Origin of the sequence: Micromonospora endolithica, from assembly GCF_003626595.1 — a bacterium.
GTDB classification, from domain to species: Bacteria; Actinomycetota; Actinomycetes; order Mycobacteriales; family Micromonosporaceae; genus Micromonospora; species Micromonospora endolithica.
Genome location: NZ_RBAK01000019.1, coordinates 59,101 through 75,520, shown reverse-complemented (window position 1 = coordinate 75,520; position 16,420 = coordinate 59,101). Strand labels below are relative to the sequence as shown.

Annotated in this window: 15 protein-coding genes; 8 read left to right on the top strand and 7 right to left on the bottom strand. The window is 73.6% G+C overall.

Annotated features, from left to right (window positions below; translation table 11 throughout):
* Positions 1-27: 27 nt before the first annotated feature.
* On the bottom strand, positions 28-954 hold the full coding sequence (locus D7223_RS30205) for a hypothetical protein (RefSeq protein ID WP_120732718.1): 927 nt from the start codon (positions 952-954) through the stop codon (positions 28-30).
* Between the two features lie 194 nt (positions 955-1,148).
* Between D7223_RS30205 and D7223_RS30200 the strand changes: the two genes are divergently transcribed.
* A complete protein-coding gene (locus D7223_RS30200; RefSeq protein ID WP_120732716.1) occupies positions 1,149-1,364 on the top strand; it encodes a hypothetical protein in 216 nt (71 codons plus the stop codon).
* A gap of 4 nt (positions 1,365-1,368) precedes the next feature.
* Here D7223_RS30200 and D7223_RS30195 read toward each other — a convergent pair whose 3' ends face one another.
* From D7223_RS30195 to D7223_RS30180, 4 genes are all read right to left on the bottom strand, one after another.
* On the bottom strand, positions 1,369-1,773 hold the full coding sequence (locus D7223_RS30195; RefSeq protein ID WP_120732751.1) for a DUF3263 domain-containing protein: 405 nt from the start codon (positions 1,771-1,773) through the stop codon (positions 1,369-1,371).
* Between the two features lie 603 nt (positions 1,774-2,376).
* Complete coding sequence (locus tag D7223_RS30190) at positions 2,377-3,393, bottom strand: ABC transporter permease subunit (protein WP_120732714.1); 1,017 nt, start codon at positions 3,391-3,393, stop codon at positions 2,377-2,379.
* Positions 3,390-4,400 (bottom strand): ABC transporter ATP-binding protein, encoded by a 1,011-nt coding sequence (locus D7223_RS30185; protein ID WP_120732712.1) that lies wholly within the window; start codon positions 4,398-4,400, stop codon positions 3,390-3,392. The genes D7223_RS30190 and D7223_RS30185 overlap by 4 nt, the downstream gene beginning before the upstream one ends.
* Positions 4,401-4,555: 155 nt before the next feature.
* On the bottom strand, positions 4,556-5,341 hold the full coding sequence (locus tag D7223_RS30180) for a DeoR/GlpR family DNA-binding transcription regulator (RefSeq protein ID WP_120732710.1): 786 nt from the start codon (positions 5,339-5,341) through the stop codon (positions 4,556-4,558).
* Between the two features lie 197 nt (positions 5,342-5,538).
* Between D7223_RS30180 and D7223_RS30175 the strand changes: the two genes are divergently transcribed.
* Genes D7223_RS30175 through nagA form a run of 3 tightly spaced genes read left to right on the top strand, consistent with a single transcriptional unit; the run spans position 5,539 to position 8,552 of the window.
* A complete protein-coding gene (locus tag D7223_RS30175) occupies positions 5,539-6,468 on the top strand; it encodes an SIS domain-containing protein (protein ID WP_120732708.1) in 930 nt (309 codons plus the stop codon).
* The gene (locus D7223_RS30170; protein ID WP_120732706.1) at positions 6,465-7,433 is read left to right on the top strand and encodes an ROK family protein; all 969 of its coding nucleotides are present in this window, start codon (positions 6,465-6,467) and stop codon (positions 7,431-7,433) included. Before D7223_RS30175 ends, D7223_RS30170 begins: the two co-directional genes overlap by 4 nt.
* Before the next feature lie 9 nt (positions 7,434-7,442).
* Positions 7,443-8,552: an N-acetylglucosamine-6-phosphate deacetylase gene (gene nagA, locus D7223_RS30165; protein ID WP_120732704.1), complete on the top strand. Its 1,110-nt coding sequence runs from the start codon at positions 7,443-7,445 to the stop codon at positions 8,550-8,552.
* Between the two features lie 391 nt (positions 8,553-8,943).
* On the opposite strand, the gene D7223_RS30160 is transcribed toward nagA, so the two are convergent.
* Positions 8,944-10,161: a DUF4032 domain-containing protein gene (locus D7223_RS30160; protein ID WP_120732702.1), complete on the bottom strand. Its 1,218-nt coding sequence runs from the start codon at positions 10,159-10,161 to the stop codon at positions 8,944-8,946.
* Positions 10,162-10,270: 109 nt separating this feature from the next.
* Here D7223_RS30160 and D7223_RS30155 point away from each other — a divergent pair, with 109 nt between their 5' ends.
* A complete protein-coding gene (locus D7223_RS30155) occupies positions 10,271-11,032 on the top strand; it encodes a phosphatase PAP2 family protein (RefSeq protein ID WP_120732700.1) in 762 nt (253 codons plus the stop codon).
* A gap of 11 nt (positions 11,033-11,043) precedes the next feature.
* Positions 11,044-12,273 (top strand): APC family permease, encoded by a 1,230-nt coding sequence (locus D7223_RS30150; RefSeq protein WP_120732698.1) that lies wholly within the window; start codon positions 11,044-11,046, stop codon positions 12,271-12,273.
* A gap of 3 nt (positions 12,274-12,276) precedes the next feature.
* Here the strand turns inward: D7223_RS30150 and D7223_RS30145 are convergent, their stop codons facing one another.
* On the bottom strand, positions 12,277-14,073 hold the full coding sequence (locus D7223_RS30145) for a potassium channel protein (protein WP_120732749.1): 1,797 nt from the start codon (positions 14,071-14,073) through the stop codon (positions 12,277-12,279).
* A gap of 76 nt (positions 14,074-14,149) precedes the next feature.
* Between D7223_RS30145 and D7223_RS30140 the strand changes: the two genes are divergently transcribed.
* Complete coding sequence (locus D7223_RS30140; protein WP_120732696.1) at positions 14,150-14,632, top strand: MSMEG_6728 family protein; 483 nt, start codon at positions 14,150-14,152, stop codon at positions 14,630-14,632.
* A gap of 188 nt (positions 14,633-14,820) precedes the next feature.
* Complete coding sequence (locus tag D7223_RS30135; RefSeq protein ID WP_120732694.1) at positions 14,821-16,350, top strand: FAD-dependent oxidoreductase; 1,530 nt, start codon at positions 14,821-14,823, stop codon at positions 16,348-16,350.
* Positions 16,351-16,420 lie beyond the last annotated feature (70 nt).

Sequence of the window (16,420 nt, the reverse complement as noted above, 5' to 3'; positions counted from 1 at the left end):
CCGGTCGGCCGGCAGCCGTGTTCCGCCTCACGCTCCGCTGTCGCCGAACTCGCAGAGGACCACCGAGGCGTCGTCGGCGGACTTGTACCGGCGCAGCCGGTCGGCATGGTCCCGTTCGGCGGCGCGGACCCGCCCGACCAGTGCCTGCGGGCCCTCGACGGTGGCCACGTCCAGCAATCCCGCCCAGTCGAGAAGCCCGAACTGGTCGACCACGGCCGACACGCCGTCACTGAGCAGCGCGGCCCGCCGGAGCGCGCCGGGTCCGCGCAGGGGCACCGTCCCGGTCAACGCGTGGTACGCCGCATCCGGGTCCGCCGCCGCCACCCAGTAGCCGTGGGTCCGGTTCATCCGCTGCCGCTGAAGATTCACCGCGTGCCGGAACCGGGTGGTCGGGTCCCCCGCGCCGACCGGGATCTCCTCGACCGTCGCGCGCAGGTCGGCCATCGCGGCGTCCAGCCGGTCGTCGGTCACCACCGTGACCTGGTCCCCGGTGTCCAGCACCAGCGGACTGTCGCAGAGCACCAACCAGTCCACCTGGTCGCCGCCGTCCCGCAGGAGGCAGACCGTGCTCGACAGGGCACCCGGATGCGCCAGGTCGCACCCACCGCCGTGGTCGGCGCGGACCGCCAGGATCGCCGCGGCCAGGTTGCTGACCAGGGTGGCCGCGGGGCGGGTCGCCTCCGCCACCGCGAGCCGGGCGGCGAGGTGCCGCACGTACCACGACGGACTGTGCACGCAGCCGGTGTCGAATCCCTCCGGAACCGTCGCCCCGTCGAGCACCCCCACCAGCGGGCCGACCTGGAAGACGAGGTCCTCGTTGAGCGTGCGGTCTCCGGCCGGCGCCGAGGCCGAGCGGACCCGCATGGTCCGCACCTGCGCCGAGTGTCGGGGCTCGTCCACCGCCTCCGCCACGCGGTAGCCCACCCGCGACCCGGCCGGGTCGGTCACTCCCATCGCCCGCACTCCTTCCGGCCCGACCGCCTCCGCGGCCACCGAGCCGACTCGTCGCCGGTCGGCGAAACCTGCCTACCCGTGGCCGTGCCGCTGATGCATCGCTGGTTGGCGAACAGCGGGATTCCCACCCGTGACGGACGGTAGCGTCAACGGCGACGGCCCGCGGGCCGACCGTCGCGACAGGGGGATCGCAGATGTTGCAGCGCTTGCACGAGGCCGGGCTCAAGGCGGACCACGCGTACGTGGCCGGGTTCGTCAGCATCGGACTGTCGTTCACCAGCTGGTTCCTCTCCAAGCACCTGGAGAGAGCGGGCGTGGCACGGGCCGACCGGTGGGGCATCTTCATCGGTGAGTGGGCGCCGACGTTCTTCGCCATCGGCAACGGCCTGCGGACGTACGAGAAGCACTGAGCCGTCAGCGACGGCGGTTACGGGCCCGGGAGGAGCGCAGCCGACGCAGCCGGCCGATCAGCAACGGCTCGGCGGCCAGCGCCGCCGGGTTGTCGAGAAGCCCGTTGAGCAGTTGGTAGTACCGGGTCGCGGAAAGGTTGAACCGGTCCCGGACGGCCTGCTCCTTGGCACCGGCGTGCCGCCACCACTGCCGCTCGAAGGCGAGGATGTCGCGCTCCCGTTCGGTCAGCCCGACCGTCGTGCCGTCCGACGCGACCGAACCGGGCACCGCCGCGCCTTCGGCGGCGGTCGGTTCCGGCATCGTGCTTGCCGACCCCGGTCCGGCCTCCGTCGCGGTCGCCGGGTCCAGTGCGGTCGTCGTCTCCGCCCCGGTCGTCCCCGGCGCGGTCGTCGTCTCCGACCCGGTCATGGTTTCCGGGGCGGTCGCCACGTCCGGCGCGGTCGCGGGGGCCGGCGCGGTCGCGGGGGCCGGCGCGGTCGCCTGCTCGGGTGCCGAGCGCGGCGGTGGGACCTTACGACGAGCCCGCTCCGCCTCCTTCGCGCCGGGCGTCCCCAGGGTGTCGGCGGCCCGGGCGGAGACCTCACTGCTCCCGGAGGTGCCGGCTGCCGCGGAGGTGTCGCCGCTTCCGGACGGCTCGGTGCGGGCCGGGGCGGCCTCGGGCTGCATGGCGCTCCTCGCGGGGGCGGACGGCGGCAAGCGGTGCCGCCGACCTTGGGGGATCCTCAGCCTAACCAGGGCCGATCCCGACCGCATCCGCCGATCGCGCCGCACCCACCGTGGCGTTGCTCCGGCACCGAGGCACCCGGCAGTCCCCGATACGGCAACGACAGCTCCCGCTATCCGGGATCCACGCTTGATCCACTCGCCTTCAGTGAAGCCGGGGCATCGAAGTCCGCTGGATACCCCGACTTCACCGAAAGCGAGTGGACCCTGGCCGGCCGACCGGGGCCGGGTGGGGAGTGGGCGGGGTGTCCGGAGACCCGGGAGGGCGTCCGGACACCCCGCGCGCGGTCAGGCGACGTCGCGTCGGCGCATCGCCCAGAGGGCCGCCACGAGGAGCACCGCCATGCCGACCCCCAGCAGCACCGACGACTGCTGCCAGGTGATCACGAGCTTCTCCGGTTCACACGAGCCGAAGTAGGTCGCCTCGCACGACTCCCAGTTCTCCAGGGTGACCGTCTTGCGCATCCACGCCGCACCGTACGTCGGCAGCAGCCACGCCTCGGCGAACTTCACCCCGGCCAGGTCCAGCAGGATGGCCAGGCCGAACTGGCCGACCACCATGAGGGCGACGACGCCGCCGAGGGCCATCGCGGTGTGTCGTCCGAGTGAGGCGAGCGCGAAGCCCACGACGGTGGCGACCACCGCCAGCGCGACGCCGCGCAGGCCGGTCAGGGCGAAGGACTGCCAGACGCCGGAGGTCACCTTCGCGGTGCTGCCGCGCAGGGTGGCGACCAGCCAGAAACTGCCGAACCAGAGCGCCGTCGTGGTCACCGCCAGCGCGAGCAGGCCGGTGAGCAGCGCCGCCAGCTTGGTCAGGAGTACGGTGAGCCGCTTCGGCCGCCACAGCAGCAGGTTCATCATGCCGCCGGTGTTCCACTCCGCACCGACGAACGAGGCACCGACGATGAACCCGACGAGGGCCAGGATCGCGGCCAACGGCAGCAGTGTGTCGCCGAAGCTCTCGCGGAAGTCGAAGGTGGCGGGCATGAACCACGCCGCCGCGATGGCCTCCCGCGGCGGCGGGGTGATGGCCGAGCAGTCCTCGGGGAACTGTTTCGGGTCGTCCGTGCCGCCGGCCTTCACGCGTTCGCACTCGGCCCGGTACTGCTCGGCGCTCTGGACGTCCCGCTGCCACTGCGCCTCGGCGGATCGCTCGGCCTGAGCGCGGGCGGCGGCGTCGATCTTCTGGTTGGTGAAGAAGACACCCGCCACCACCGCGGCCAGCACGAGCAGGCCGAGGACCGTGGTCCAGCGGGTGAAGCGCCGCTTGACCAGCCGGCGCAGTTCCGTACGGTAGAGACTCACGCGCCCCAACCTCCCCCGGTGGTGCCGGGCTGACCCGCCCCACCGACCTTCGTGGACTGGTCGACCTGCCGGTGCTGGCCGGGTACCGGCGCGGTGGCGGTCAGTTCGAGGAAGACGCTCTCCAGGTCGACAGCGATCGGGGCCAGCTCGCTGACGTACAGGCCCTGCTCGGCGAGGAGCCGCGTCACGGTGGCCGGCTTGTCGACGCCGGCGAGCATCAGGTGGTCCGGCTGCCCGGTGACCCGGATGCCGGCCCGGGTGAGCGCCTCGGCGGCGGTCGGCAGGTCGGTGACCGCCTCCAGGCGTACCCGGACCGCGCCGGAGGAGTGCTGCGCGAGCACCTCCTCGACCGGGCCGAACGCGACCCGCCGGCCGAGCGAGATGATCGTGACCGAGTCGCAGATCAGCTGGATCTCGCCGAGGATGTGGCTGGACAGCACGACCGTCATGCCGGACTCGGCGAGGTCGCGCATCAGCGACCGCATCTCCCGGATGCCACCCGGGTCGAGGCCGTTGGCCGGCTCGTCGAGGATCAGCAGCCTCGGGTTCTTCAGCAGCGCCGACGCGACCGCCAGGCGTTGCTTCATGCCGAGCGAGTAGGTCTTGACCCGCTCGCCGGCCCGGTCGCGCAGCCCGACCAGTTCCAGCACCTCGTCGACCCGGGTGGCGGGCACCTCACCGGCACCGGCCAACAGGGACAGCGTGTCCCGGGCGGTGAAGTGCGGGAAGAACTGCGGGCTCTCCACGATGGCGCCGATCTGACCGGCGACTTCGGGCAGCGCGGCCGGCACCTCGTGGCCGAGGATCGTCATCCGCCCGCCGTCCGGCCGGATCAGGCCGAGCAGGGTCCGCAGGGTGGTCGTCTTGCCCGATCCGTTGGGGCCGAGGAACCCGTGCACCTGTCCGGCCTCGACCCGCATGTCGAAGCCGTCGAGCGCGTTGCGGGTGCCGCGCCTACGGCTCTTGTAGGTCTTCCGCAGACCTTCGATCTCCAGGACAGCCGGCACGGCTGCACCTCCCCCGATGTTATGGGTGACGACGGACACCATACGCGGTATACAACCGAGCGCAATACCCGGTATGCATCGACACGCCGGGGTCGGTTGTTAAGAGGGGGCCCTTCCTCTACCGCAGGCGTTAAGAAGGGGCCCTTCCTTACACCTCAGGCGCAGATGACGTGGACGCCGGCGGCGCGGAACGCCTCGACCACCTCGGGGGCGGCGCCGGCGTCGGTGATGAGGGTCTCCACCCGGTCGACCGGACAGATCCGGGCGAACGCGTGCCCGCCCAGCTTCGACGAGTCGGCGATGATGACCACCCGCTTGGCGCGGGCCACCATCAGGTTGTTCATCGCGGCCTCGCCCTCGTGGTGCGCGGCGGCACCGAGCTGCGGGTCGATCGCGTCCACGCCGAGCAGGGCGACGTCCAGGGTGACCTCGCGCAGCAGGGCCCCGCCCAGCGGGCCGACCAGCTCGAAGGACTTCGGTCGGACCACCCCGCCGGCCACCACCACCTTCATCCGCGAGCGGACCAGCAGCTCGTTGGCGATGTTCAGGGCGTTGGTGACCACGGTGAGCTGCGCGCCCTCGGCACTGGTGTTGAGGTCGGGGCGTACCGCCAGGGCACGGGCGACCTCGGTGCTGGTGGTGCCGCCGTTGAGGCCGACCACGGTGCCCGGGGACACCAGCGCGGCGGCGGCGGCCCCGATCCGTTGCTTCTCCGCCGAGTGCTTGGCGGTCTTGTAGCGCAGCGGCAGGTCGTACGACACGCCGTTGGCGACCGCGCCGCCCCGGGTCCGGGTGATCATCTGCTGCTGGGCGAGCTGGTCGAAGTCACGCCGGATGGTGGCCTGGGAGACGTCCAGCCGCGAGGCGGCCTCCTCGACGCTGACCCGGCCGTTGTCGGTCAGCATTTCGAGCAGGGCGTTCCATCTGGCGTAACGGTCCACCCGGGCCCTCCAGGTACTGCACGGTAGGTGATTGAATGCGTGCACAGTAGTGCGCGAAACTACGAGCGCGCAAAACCCTGACCTGCGCGGTCGCGGGCCCGGTTGCCACCGAGCCGGGGTATCGCGCAGAATAGCGCGCGAAAGACGGGTCAAACGAGCCGTATTGCGCAGCGCTCCCCTGCGGAGGAGAGTTTCTCATGTCGTACGTCGACGCGGAGATCGCCAGTCAGCCCGACTGTTGGCGGGAGGCGGCGCTACTGGCCGGCGCCGTCGCCGACGACCTCCCCCGCCCGGGCGAGCGGGTCGCCGTCGTGGGTTGCGGCACGTCGTGGTTCATGGCGATGGCGTACGCGGCCCGCCGGGAGGCCGCCGGCCAGGGCGAGACCGACGCCTTCCAGGCGTCCGAGTTCCCCGTCGGACGCCGGTACGACCGACTGGTCGCAATCACCCGCTCCGGCACCACCACCGAGGTCACCGAACTGCTCGCCACGCTGCGCGACCGGGTGCCGACCACCGTGCTGGTCGGCGATCCCGCCTCGCCCGCCGTGGAGCTGGCCGACGCCGCGGTCACCATGCCGTTCGCCGACGAGCGCTCGGTGGTGCAGACCCGCTTCGCGACGACCGCGCTGGCGCTGCTCCGCGCCCACCTCGGCGACAACATCGGCGCGCTCTCCGCCGACGCCGAGGTGGCTGTCCGCGCCCCACTGCCGATCGACCCGACCCGCGTCGAGCAGGTCACCTTCCTCGGTCGGGGGTGGACGGTCGGGCTGGCCCACGAGGCGGCGCTGAAGTGCCGCGAGGCGGCCACCTTCTGGGCCGAGGCGTACCCGGCGATGGACTACCGGCACGGCCCGATCTCGGTGGCCGCTCCGGGCCGGCTGGTCTGGGCGTTCGGCGAGCTGCCCGACGGCCTGCCGGAGGACGTGGCCGCCACCGGTGCGGCGTTCGTGCACAGCCGCACCCACGGCACCCGCACGGTGCTCGGTAGCTGGGCCGCCGGGCGTACGCCGGTGGACCCGATGGCAGATCTGATCCTCGCCCAGCGGTTCGCCGTCGCACTGGCCACCAGCTGCGGCCTCGACCCGGACGCCCCCCGACACCTGACCCGCTCCGTGGTCCTCACGTGACCGATCTCGTCGTCGCGCTCGACGTCGGCGGCACCGGCATGAAGTGCGCCCTGGTCCGGCCGGACGGCACCGCCGTACACACCGAACGGCACCCCACCGGTGCCGGACGCGGCCCGGCGGCGGTGGTCGACACGATCCTGGCGGTCGCCGAGGGGCTGGCCGACCGGGCCCGCACCGAGGGGCACACTCCGGTGGCGGTCGGCATCGCGGTCCCGGGGGTGGTGGACGAGGCCGCCGGGGTCGCGGTCTGGTCGGCGAACGTCGGCTTCCGGGACGTACCCCTGCGGGACCTCGCGGCCGCGCGGCTCGGCGTGCCGGCGGCGCTCGGCCACGACGTGCGGGCCGGCGGTCTCGCCGAGGCCCGGCTGGGGGCCGGGCGCGACGCCGGGCACGTGCTCTTCGTCGCGATCGGCACCGGCATCGCCGCCGCGCACATCGTCGGTGGATCGGCCGCCACCGGCGCGCACGGTGCCGCCGGGGAGATCGGCCACATCCTGGTACGTCCCGACGGCCCGCGCTGCGGCTGCGGCCGCCCCGGCTGCCTGGAGGCGGTCGCGTCGGCCGCCGCGATCGGCCGCCGCTACACCGAACTGGCCGCCGCCGCGTCGCTCGACGGTGGACGGCTCAACGGTGGACCGGCCGGCGGTGCGGTGACCGCCGCCGAGGTGGCCGCGCGGGCGGCGGCCGGCGAGGAGCTGGCCGGGCGGGTGTGGCGGGAGGCGATCGAGGCGATCGCCGACGGGCTCGCCACCGGCCAGGCCCTGTTCGACGTGGAGACGGTCGTCGTGGGCGGTGGACTCGCCCAGGCCGGCACCCAGTTGCTCGACCCGCTCCGTGCGACGCTGCACGAGCGGATGACGTTCCATCGGGAGCCCCGCCTGGTCGCGGCCGCCCTCGGCGACGAGGCGGGCTGCCTGGGAGCGGCCCTGCTCGCCCTCGACGGCATGCCCGCCCTCAACAGTTAAGGAGACGTGATGGCCCTCCGGGTGAACGGCAAGGTGGTGACCCCGACCGGTGTGATCCGGCAGGGCTGCGTCGAGGTGGACGGGGACCGGATCAGCGCGGTCGCCGAGTACCCGTCGGTGCGCGACGGGCACTGGATCCTGCCCGGCTTCGTGGACATCCACACCCACGGCGGCGGCGGGCACACCTTCACCACCGGTGACGCCGACTCCGCCCGCGCGGCGGCCGCCTTCCACCTGCGGCACGGCAGCACCACCCTGCTGGCCAGCCTGGTCAGCTCCCCGTTCCCGCTGATGCGCGACGCCACCGCCGCGTACGCGCCGCTGGTCGGCGAGGGCGTGCTCGCCGGCATCCACTTCGAAGGGCCGTACCTGTCGGCGGCCCGCTGCGGCGCGCAGAACCCGGAGTTCCTCCGGGACCCGTCGACCGACGAGCTGACCGAGCTGATCGAGCTGGGTGCGGGGGCGGTCCGGATGGTCACCCTCGCCCCGGAACGGGACGGCGCGCTGGAGGCGATCAAGCTGCTGGCCGGCCGCGGAGTGGTCGCCGCGGTGGGGCACACCGACGCCACGTACGACCAGGCCCACGCGGCGGTGGCGGCGGGCGCGAGCGTCGGCACCCACCTGTTCAACGGGATGCGCCCGGTGCACCACCGCGAGCCCGGCCCGGCCGTGGCGCTGCTGTCCGCCCCGAACGTGGTGTGCGAACTGGTCGCCGACGGGGTGCACCTGCACGACGGCATGCTCGCCTTCACCACCGCGACGGCCGGGCCGGAGCGGACCGCGCTGATCACCGACGCGATGGCCGCCGCCGGCATGCCCGACGGGGAGTACGAGCTGGGCGGCCAGGCCGTCACCGTCGCCGACGGGGTGGCCCGGCTGGCCCGGGACGGCGCGATCGCCGGCAGCACCCTCACCATGGACGCCGCCCTGCGGCACGCGGTGGGCGCCGGCATCCCGATCGCGGACGTCGCCCGGATGGTGGCGACCACCCCGGCCCGGGCGATCGGGCTCGGCGACCGGCTCGGTGCCCTCCAGATCGGGCTCCGCGCCGACCTGGTCGTCCTGGACGACGAGCTGAACGTCGTGCGGGTTATGCGCGGCGGCTCCTGGGTGGAGTGAGCCGGAGCGACCGGCCCCGCCGGGGAGGACCACCCTCGGGTGCGCCCCTTTCGAGCTGATGTCGTCGATGACTCAGCCGCGGCCACACCCGCCTCGCCCGCAACGCACGGACGCGAGTTGTCCACGACATCAGCGCGAAAGGGGCCGCGGCGACCCGGCGCGTGGTCCGAGTCGTTCACGACATCAGCCCGAAAGGGCACGCGACGACCCCGCGCCCGGACCGAGCCGTTCACGACATCAGCGCGAAAGGGCACGCGACGACCCGGCGCACGGCCCGAGCCGTTCACGACATCAGCGCGAAAGGGGCCGCGACGACCCGGCGACCGCCCCAGGCGGCCGGACGCCGCCGCGCCCGACCGACGCCCGCCGGGCGCGCCCGGGTCACGCCGGGTCAGCCGGCGGTGAGCGTGGGGACGTCCACCCCGAGGACGGCCTGCTCGTCCGGGCGGTGGGCGAGGACGTTCGACAGGTAGGACTGGACCGCTGGCGCCATCCCCACGTCCCGGCCGGCCTGCTCGGAGAGCAGCCACTTGTGCTCGATGATCTGCGCGAAGATCTCCTGCGGCTCCAGCTTGCGGCGCAGGTTGGCCGGGACCGCCCGGACGACCGGCTCGAAGACCTCGGTCAGCCAGCGGTGCGCGGCCTGCTGCTCGTCGGTCAGATCGCTCTCCGCCCGGTACGCGTCGAGGTCGTTGAGCAACCGCCGGGCCTGGTTCTCCTCGGCGTCCAGTCCGGTCAGCCGGAGCAGCCGCCGGGTGTGGTAGCCGGCGTCGACCACCTTCGGCCGGACCAGGTAGCGCCCGTCGTCGATGGTCGACATGGCCACCTCGGCGACGTCGAAGCCCAGCTCGTTGAGGCGACGGATCCGGCCCTCGATGTCGTGCCGGGCCTCCCGCTCGACCTGCTGCTCGTAGGTGATCTCGTGCCAGAGCCGCTCGTAGCGCTGCACGACCTCCTCGCAGACCACCTCGGGGTCGATCGACTCGTGCAGCAGCCCGGCGGCCTGGAGGTCGAGCGCCTCACCGAAGATGTTGACCCGGGCGATCTCCAGGTCCTCGGCTCGTTGCCCCTTCGACAGCGAGCTGTGCAGGGCGCCGGTCTCCGCGTCGACCAGATACGCGGCGAAGGCGCCCGCGTCCCGGCGGAACAGCGTGTTCGACAGCGAGCAGTCGCCCCAGAAGAAGCCGGTCAGGTGCATCCGCACGATCAGCGCGGCGAGCGCGTCGAGCAGTCGGCCCATCGTCTCCGGCCGCAGGGTGTGCGAGAAGAGCGCCCGGTACGGCAGCGAGAACTGGAGGTGCCGGGTGATCAGCACCGACTCCAGGGGTTCCCCGTCCTCGGTCTGCCGGTCGGCGACGATCGCCACCGCCTCCACCGACGGGAAATCGATCCGCTCCAGCGCCCGGAGCAGGTCGTACTCCCGCTCGGCGATCCGCTCGCGGGTCTCCTTGAACGCGTACACGAACTCGCCGAGCCGGACGAACCGCACGATGTGCCGGGAGATGCCCTGCGGCAGCGCGACCAGGTGGTGCGCCGGCCACTCCTCCAGCGGCGTCGACCACGGAAGGTCGAGCAGCGCAGGGTCGACGAGGGCCGAGGTGATCCGCACGGGACAAGTGTGACGGCTGTCCCCGCCGAACGCCGCTTTTCGTGGCTGGGCCCACAGGCACGCCGGCCCGTCCCGGTCCGGCACCGGGAGCGGCCGGTAGCGTGGGCGCGTGCGGGAAACCACGACGGTACGGCCGAAGCCGCTGCTCCGGCCGGTCCGCCCGGCCGGCTGGTGGTTCGACGCCCTGCTGCTCGCCGTGTTCGTGGCGCTGACCGGGGCGCTCGCCGGCGGGCTGCTGCTCGACCTGGACCTCACGGTCAGCGCCTGGGCGTTCGACCACGACCCGGCACCGCTGTACTGGACGGCCCGGGTGTTCAACCTGCTCGGCCAGGGCGGCTGGCTGCTGATGCCGGTCTCCGGGGCGCTGGCCCTGGCGGTGGCGTGGCGGCGGCACTCGGTCCGCCCGCTGCTGTTCGTGGCCGGCGCGTTCCTGCTCACCACCCTGACCATCGGGCCGCTGAAACTCTGGACCGACCGGGCCGCGCCCACCGCCAGCGTCAAGGAGCCGTTCCTGGCGCCCGAGGAGGCGGTGGAGATCTTCAACCGGTTGCCCGCCGGGGCGTACTCGATGTCCTACCCGTCCGGGCACGTGGCCAACGCGATCGTCTGGTACGGCGTCATCGCCGCCCTGCTCGTGGCGTTCACCGCGGGGCGGCTGCCGGTAGCCGCGTACCGGCTGGTGCGGTTCGCGCCGCCGGCGATCCTGCTGGTCACCACGACGTACCTGAACTTCCACTGGCTCACCGACGGGCTGGCGGCCCTGGCGCTGGGCCTCCTGCTGGACCGGATCCTGCACCGGGTGCGGTGGGACGACGTCCCGCTGCCCGGGTGGCTGCGGGAATGGGACCGGCCGTTCACCTCGTACCCCTAGGTTGTCTCCTCGTGGACCGACTGGCGCGCCGGCTGGGCGTACGCGATGCGGTGGTGATCGGTCTCGGCGCGATGCTCGGCGCGGGCGTCTTCGTGGTGTTCGCCCCGGCCGCGGCGGCGGCCGGGGGTGTCGGGCTGTTGGTGGCGTTGGCGCTGGCCGGCTTCGTCGCCTTCTGCAACGCGACCAGTTCGGCGCGGCTCGCCGCCCGCTACCCGGAGTCCGGCGGCACCTACGTCTACGGCCGGGAGCGCCTCGGCCCGTTCGCCGGGTTCCTCGCCGGCTGGGGGTTCGTGGTCGGCAAGACGGCGAGCTGCGCGGCGATGGCGCTGACCATCGGGGCGTACCTCTGGCCGGGGCAGGCCCGGGTGGTCGCGGTCGGCGCGGTCCTGGCGGTGACCGCGGTGAACCTGCGGGGCGTCGCGAAGACCGCGACAGCGACGAAGGTCCTGGTGGTGGTCGTCCTGACCGTCCTGGGGGTGGTCGCGGTGGTCGGCGCGACCGACGTCTCCGCCGGCCGGCTCGCCGCCGACGGCGGCGTCGACCGGGGGGTGCTCACCGCCGCCGGGTTGCTGTTCTTCGCGTTCGCCGGGTACGCGCGGGTGGCCACCCTCGGTGAGGAGGTACGCGACCCGGAGCGGACCATCCCCCGCGCGGTGCCCATGGCGCTCGGCGCGGTGCTGGCGATCTACCTGGTGCTCGCGGTGGTCACACTCGGCGTGCTCGGCGCCGACCGGCTGGCCGCGTCCACCGCGCCGCTGGCCGACGTGGTGACCGCCATCGGGCTGCCCGGCCTGGCCTGGGTGGTGCGGGCCGGCGCGGCCGTGGCGGTGATCGGGGTGCTGCTCTCCCTGCTCGCCGGGGTCGGTCGGACCACCCTGGCGATGGCCCGCCGCCGCGACCTGCCCGGCGCGCTGGACGCGGTGCACCCGGTGCACCGGGTGCCGCACCGGGCCGAGCTGGCGGTGGCCGGCGTGGTGATCCTGATCGTGCTGCTCGGCGACGTCCGGAACGCGATCGGCTTCTCCAGCGTCACCGTGCTGGTGTACTACGCGATCACCAACGCGGCGGCGCTCACCCTCGGCCCGGACCCGCACCGGAAGCTGCCGGTCCGGGCGCTCGCCGCACTCGGACTGGCCGGGTGCCTGCTGCTCGCGGTCAACCTGCCACCGGCGAGCGTGGTGACCGGCTTCGCGGTGCTGGCCGTCGGCGCGACCTGGTACGCCCTCCGCCGGCGATCCTGACGGTCAGTCCTCCACCTCGCGGGGCGCCGGTGCGCCGGCCGGCGGAACGGGCGCCGCCGGCTGCGGCGGGGCGGCCTCGCGGAGCAGGGCGTTCAGGCCGGCGCGCCGGGCCACCACGGTCAACCGGTCACCCGCGACGACGACCAACCGGTGGTCGGGCGACCAGTCGTACCGCTGCCCGGCGCGCGCGTGGGCGAGCAGTCGGACGCTCTCCGGTCGGTCGACCACGGCGAGCGCCCGGCCGTCCAGCGCCGAGCCGGCGGCCACCGGGACCTCGGTGACCAGGAGCGCGTGCCGGCCCACCGGGATGGTGGCGAGTACCGCGCGGTCCAGCAGGGCCGCCACGAACGAGGGCGCGGCCAGGTACGACACGCTGCGCGAGATGCCGATGCCGAAGGCCCGTTGGACGCGTTCGGCGAAGTCGCCGTCGAAGAGCCGCAGCACCACCCGCAGTTCGTCGTTGAGGATCCGCCCGTTGAGGGCCGCCCGCAGGTTCGCCCCGTCGTCGGTGGACACCACCACCAGCGCCTGGCAGGTGGCGACCGACGCGACCCGCAGCGTCTCCTCCAGCGCCGCGTCCCCGACCACCACCGGTACGCCGAGCCGCCGGGCCAGCGGTACACCGCGCGCGTTCGGGTTCTTGTCGATGGCCACCACCTCGACGCCGAAGTCGTGCAGCTGCGCCATCACCCGCATGCCGATGTTGCCCAGCCCGACGACCACCACGTGACCGGTCCGCTCGGGCAGGATCCGGCCGGTGTGCAGGGCGAGCCGGGCGTTGACGATGCCGTCCACGACCACCGCCGTGATCAGCGGGATCAGCGCCAGCCCGGCCAGGTTGAGGACGACCTGCATCACCTGCTGCGGGACCGGCTTGGCCGGGTCCGGATCCTGCCCGCTCAACGTGGTGACCAGCGTCAGGTAGAGCGCCTGGCCCCAGCTCACGTGCGCGGTGCCCGCGTACAGGCCGCCGAGGGCGGCGATCACCGCGAGCAGCACCAGCACCGCGATGCCGATCTTGCGGGTGGCGAAGCTGCGCACCGCGCGGACCAACATCGCCACCGGTCGGCGTCGCCGCCGGGCCCGGCGCAGCCGGCGCGCGGCCAGCTCGGTGCCCGGGGGCGCGCCGGTCGCCTCGGCGAGCACCACGTCGGCGTCGGCGTCGCCGGCCGGGAGCACCCGGACCGCCTGCGGGTCCCGGGTGTCGGCCACCCCGCACACCACGTCCTCGGGGCGTACGTCGTCGCGCTCGGCGACGTAGAGGGTGCGCCCGCCGTGCCGGAAGTGGGTCGGGGCCACCTCACCGAGGGCGGCGGCGACGAACGCCGGAGCGGCCATCGACGCGTCGGACAGCACCGCCGAGTCGGGGAAGATCTGCCGGACCCCGTTCGCCAGGCCGGTGGTGAACATCCGCACCACCAGGCGCAGCCGCGGCTCCACCTCCTGGGCGCAGAGCGCCGCGTGCATGTTGCCCACGTCGTCCTGGTGCAGCAGCGCCAGCCCGTCCGCGCCGACCAGCCCGGCCCGGCGGAACGTCGCCTCGTCCAGCCGGTCGGCGCGGATCACGTCGACACCCTCGATGTCCCGGCCGTCCGGGCCCTCCGACCGGCGGCGCTCCGGGACGACGAGGGTGATCCGCAGTCGCCCGGCCGGTACCTCGGTGGCGAGCAGCGCCCGCACCACCCAGTAGGCGAGCGGGTCCTGGCCGCAGATCACATAGTGCGTCCGGACGTCCGGACCGACCCAGCGCCGGCCGGCCCGCCGCGCACGATCGAGCAGGGGCTCCGCCATGCGCCGCATGGTAGTCAACCGGTCGCGACGAGCGCTGCCCGTGATCATGAAGATTGCCGGTCCGGTCGGCGGGTAGACCCCCGGCATGCAGACGTTCCTCCCGTACCCGGACTTCCTGGCCAGCGCCCGGACGCTGGACCAGAAGCGGCTGGGCAAGCAGCGGGTGGAGACCATCCAGGTGCTGCGCGGGCTGACCCGCCCGACGTACGGGTGGCGCAACCATCCGGCGGTGAAGATGTGGGCCGGCTACGAGGAGGCGCTGACCCGGTACGGGCTGGACATGTGCGCGGTGTGGACCGAACCGGGTCGGGCGGACACCTGCGCGGCGACCATGGTCACCGACCTCGCCGCCGCCTGCGGCCTGACCCTGGTGCGCACCCAGGGCGAGCTGGCCGACGCCGGGGAACTGCCACCCTGGCTGGGCCGCGCCGACCTGCACCTGAGCCACCGCTCGTCGCTGCTGCGCAAGGACCCGGAGCACTACCGACCGCTGTTCGGCGACGACGTGCCGCCCGACCTGGAGTACGTCTGGCCGCCCTCCGACCGCGAACGCCGCTGCCTCGGGTGAAAGGAAGGGCCCCCTATTAACGCCTGCGGTAGAGGAAGGGCCCCTTCTTAACACCGCAGCCCCCCGACCCGCCCCCGAGCGCACCGGACCAGTGTTAACAAGGGGCCCTTTTACAACGCCAGGCGTTAAGAAGGGTCCCTTCCTTGCACATCGGGCAGACTGGGGACCTCGTCTTGGAGAGGGTGCACATGGCGCTGTCGCAGGTGTTCGGTCGGCTCATCGGCGTACGCGAGCACGAGGTCGACCCGGGCGGTGGCGGCGCCGACCGCGTACCGCAACCGGTCACCGCGGTCGTGGTGGGCGGCGGGATCGCCGGCATGTCGGCCGCGGTGGTGCTCGCCGAGCGCGGCGTCGACGTGACCGTGCTGGAGGCCGCGCCGACTCTCGGTGGACGCCTGGGCGCCTGGCCCGAGGCCCTGCCCGACGGGGTGCAGCAGAACGAGCACGGTTTCCACGCGTTCTTCCGGCAGTACTACAACTGGCGGTCCATCCTGCGCCGCGTCGACCCGGACCTGGCGTTCCTCAAGCCGATCCCGGGTTACCCGATCCTCAGTGAGCGGTGGCCGACCGAGGAGTTCGGCAAGCTGCCGCCGGCCCCGCCGGCGAACCTGCTCGCGCTGCTGCTGCGCAGCCCCAGCCTGCGCCTCGGCGACCTGCGCGGGATGGACCGGGACGCCGCCCTGCCGCTGCTCACCTACGATCCGGTGCGCACCTACGCGGAGTTCGACGACACCACCGCCGATGAGCTGCTCTCCTCGCTGAAGCTGCCGGACCGGGCGCGGGCGATGTTGTTCGAGGTCTTCTCCCACTCGTTCTTCAACCACGAGGCGGAGATGTCGGCCGCCGAGATGATCGCCCAGTTCCACTTCTACCTGCTCGGCAACCCGGAGGGGCTGGCCTTCGACTGCCCCGACGAGGACTACGCGACCGCGATCTGGCAGCCGCTGACCCGCCACGTGGAGAAGCACGGCGGCCGGGTGGTCACCGGCGCGCCGGTCACCACGGTGAGCCGCGACGCCGACGGGTGGCGGGTGGCCACCGCGGACGGCACGTCGTACCCGGCCGGGCACGTCGTGCTCGCCGTCGACCCGCCCGCGCTCGCCGCGCTGGTCGCGGCCTCCCCCACGCTCGCCGAGGTCGCTCCGGAGCTGGCGGCGCGGATGCCCGCGTTCGGCCAGGCCGGTCCGCCGTACGCGGTGGCGCGCTACTGGTGCGACGGGGACGTCGACCCGGGCCGGGCCGTGTTCAGCGGGGTGTCCCGGCAGCCCACCCTGGACTCGGTGACGCTCTACCACCGGCTGGAGAACGAGTCCCGCCGCTGGGCCGAGCGCACCGGCGGCTCGGTGGTCGAGCTGCACGCGTACGCCTGCGAGCCGGGCGTGCCCGCCGAGGAGCTGGCCGAGCGGATGCGCGCCGAGCTGATCGCGCTCTGGCCGGAGGCGGCCCGGCTGCGGGTCCGGGAGCTGCGCGCCCGGGTGGAGGCGCAGGCGCCGGCCTTCACCCCGGGCAGTCACGCCTGGCGGCCCGGCGTACGCACCGACGCCGAGGGGCTCTACCTGGCCGGGGACGGCATCTCCACGGAGTTCCCCAGCGCGCTGATGGAACGCTCGGCGGCCACCGGCATCCTCGCCGCGAACCACATCCTGCGGGCCACCGGCGGCGCGGCGGAGCCGGTGCGCTCGATCCGTCCGCGCGGGCTGCTGGCGGGACGCGGCTGAGCCGCATCGAAATCCGTTGCCGGCCCTCCGGGCCCGCCCTACCGTGATCACGCAAGGTCAACCACCGCTC

Bases quoted from the DNA above. Each gene is read 5' to 3' on its own strand.
- D7223_RS30205 (WP_120732718.1), bottom strand. From the start codon at position 954: ATGGGAGTGACCGACCCGGCCGGGTCGCGGGTGGGCTACCGCGTGGCG.
- D7223_RS30200 (WP_120732716.1), top strand. From the start codon at position 1,149: ATGTTGCAGCGCTTGCACGAGGCCGGGCTCAAGGCGGACCACGCGTAC.
- D7223_RS30195 (WP_120732751.1), bottom strand. From the start codon at position 1,773: ATGACCGGGTCGGAGACGACGACCGCGCCGGGGACGACCGGGGCGGAG.
- D7223_RS30175 (WP_120732708.1), top strand. From the start codon at position 5,539: ATGTCGTACGTCGACGCGGAGATCGCCAGTCAGCCCGACTGTTGGCGG.
- nagA (WP_120732704.1), top strand. From the start codon at position 7,443: ATGGCCCTCCGGGTGAACGGCAAGGTGGTGACCCCGACCGGTGTGATC.
- D7223_RS30145 (WP_120732749.1), bottom strand. From the start codon at position 14,073: ATGCGGCGCATGGCGGAGCCCCTGCTCGATCGTGCGCGGCGGGCCGGC.
- D7223_RS30140 (WP_120732696.1), top strand. From the start codon at position 14,150: ATGCAGACGTTCCTCCCGTACCCGGACTTCCTGGCCAGCGCCCGGACG.
- D7223_RS30135 (WP_120732694.1), top strand. From the start codon at position 14,821: ATGGCGCTGTCGCAGGTGTTCGGTCGGCTCATCGGCGTACGCGAGCAC.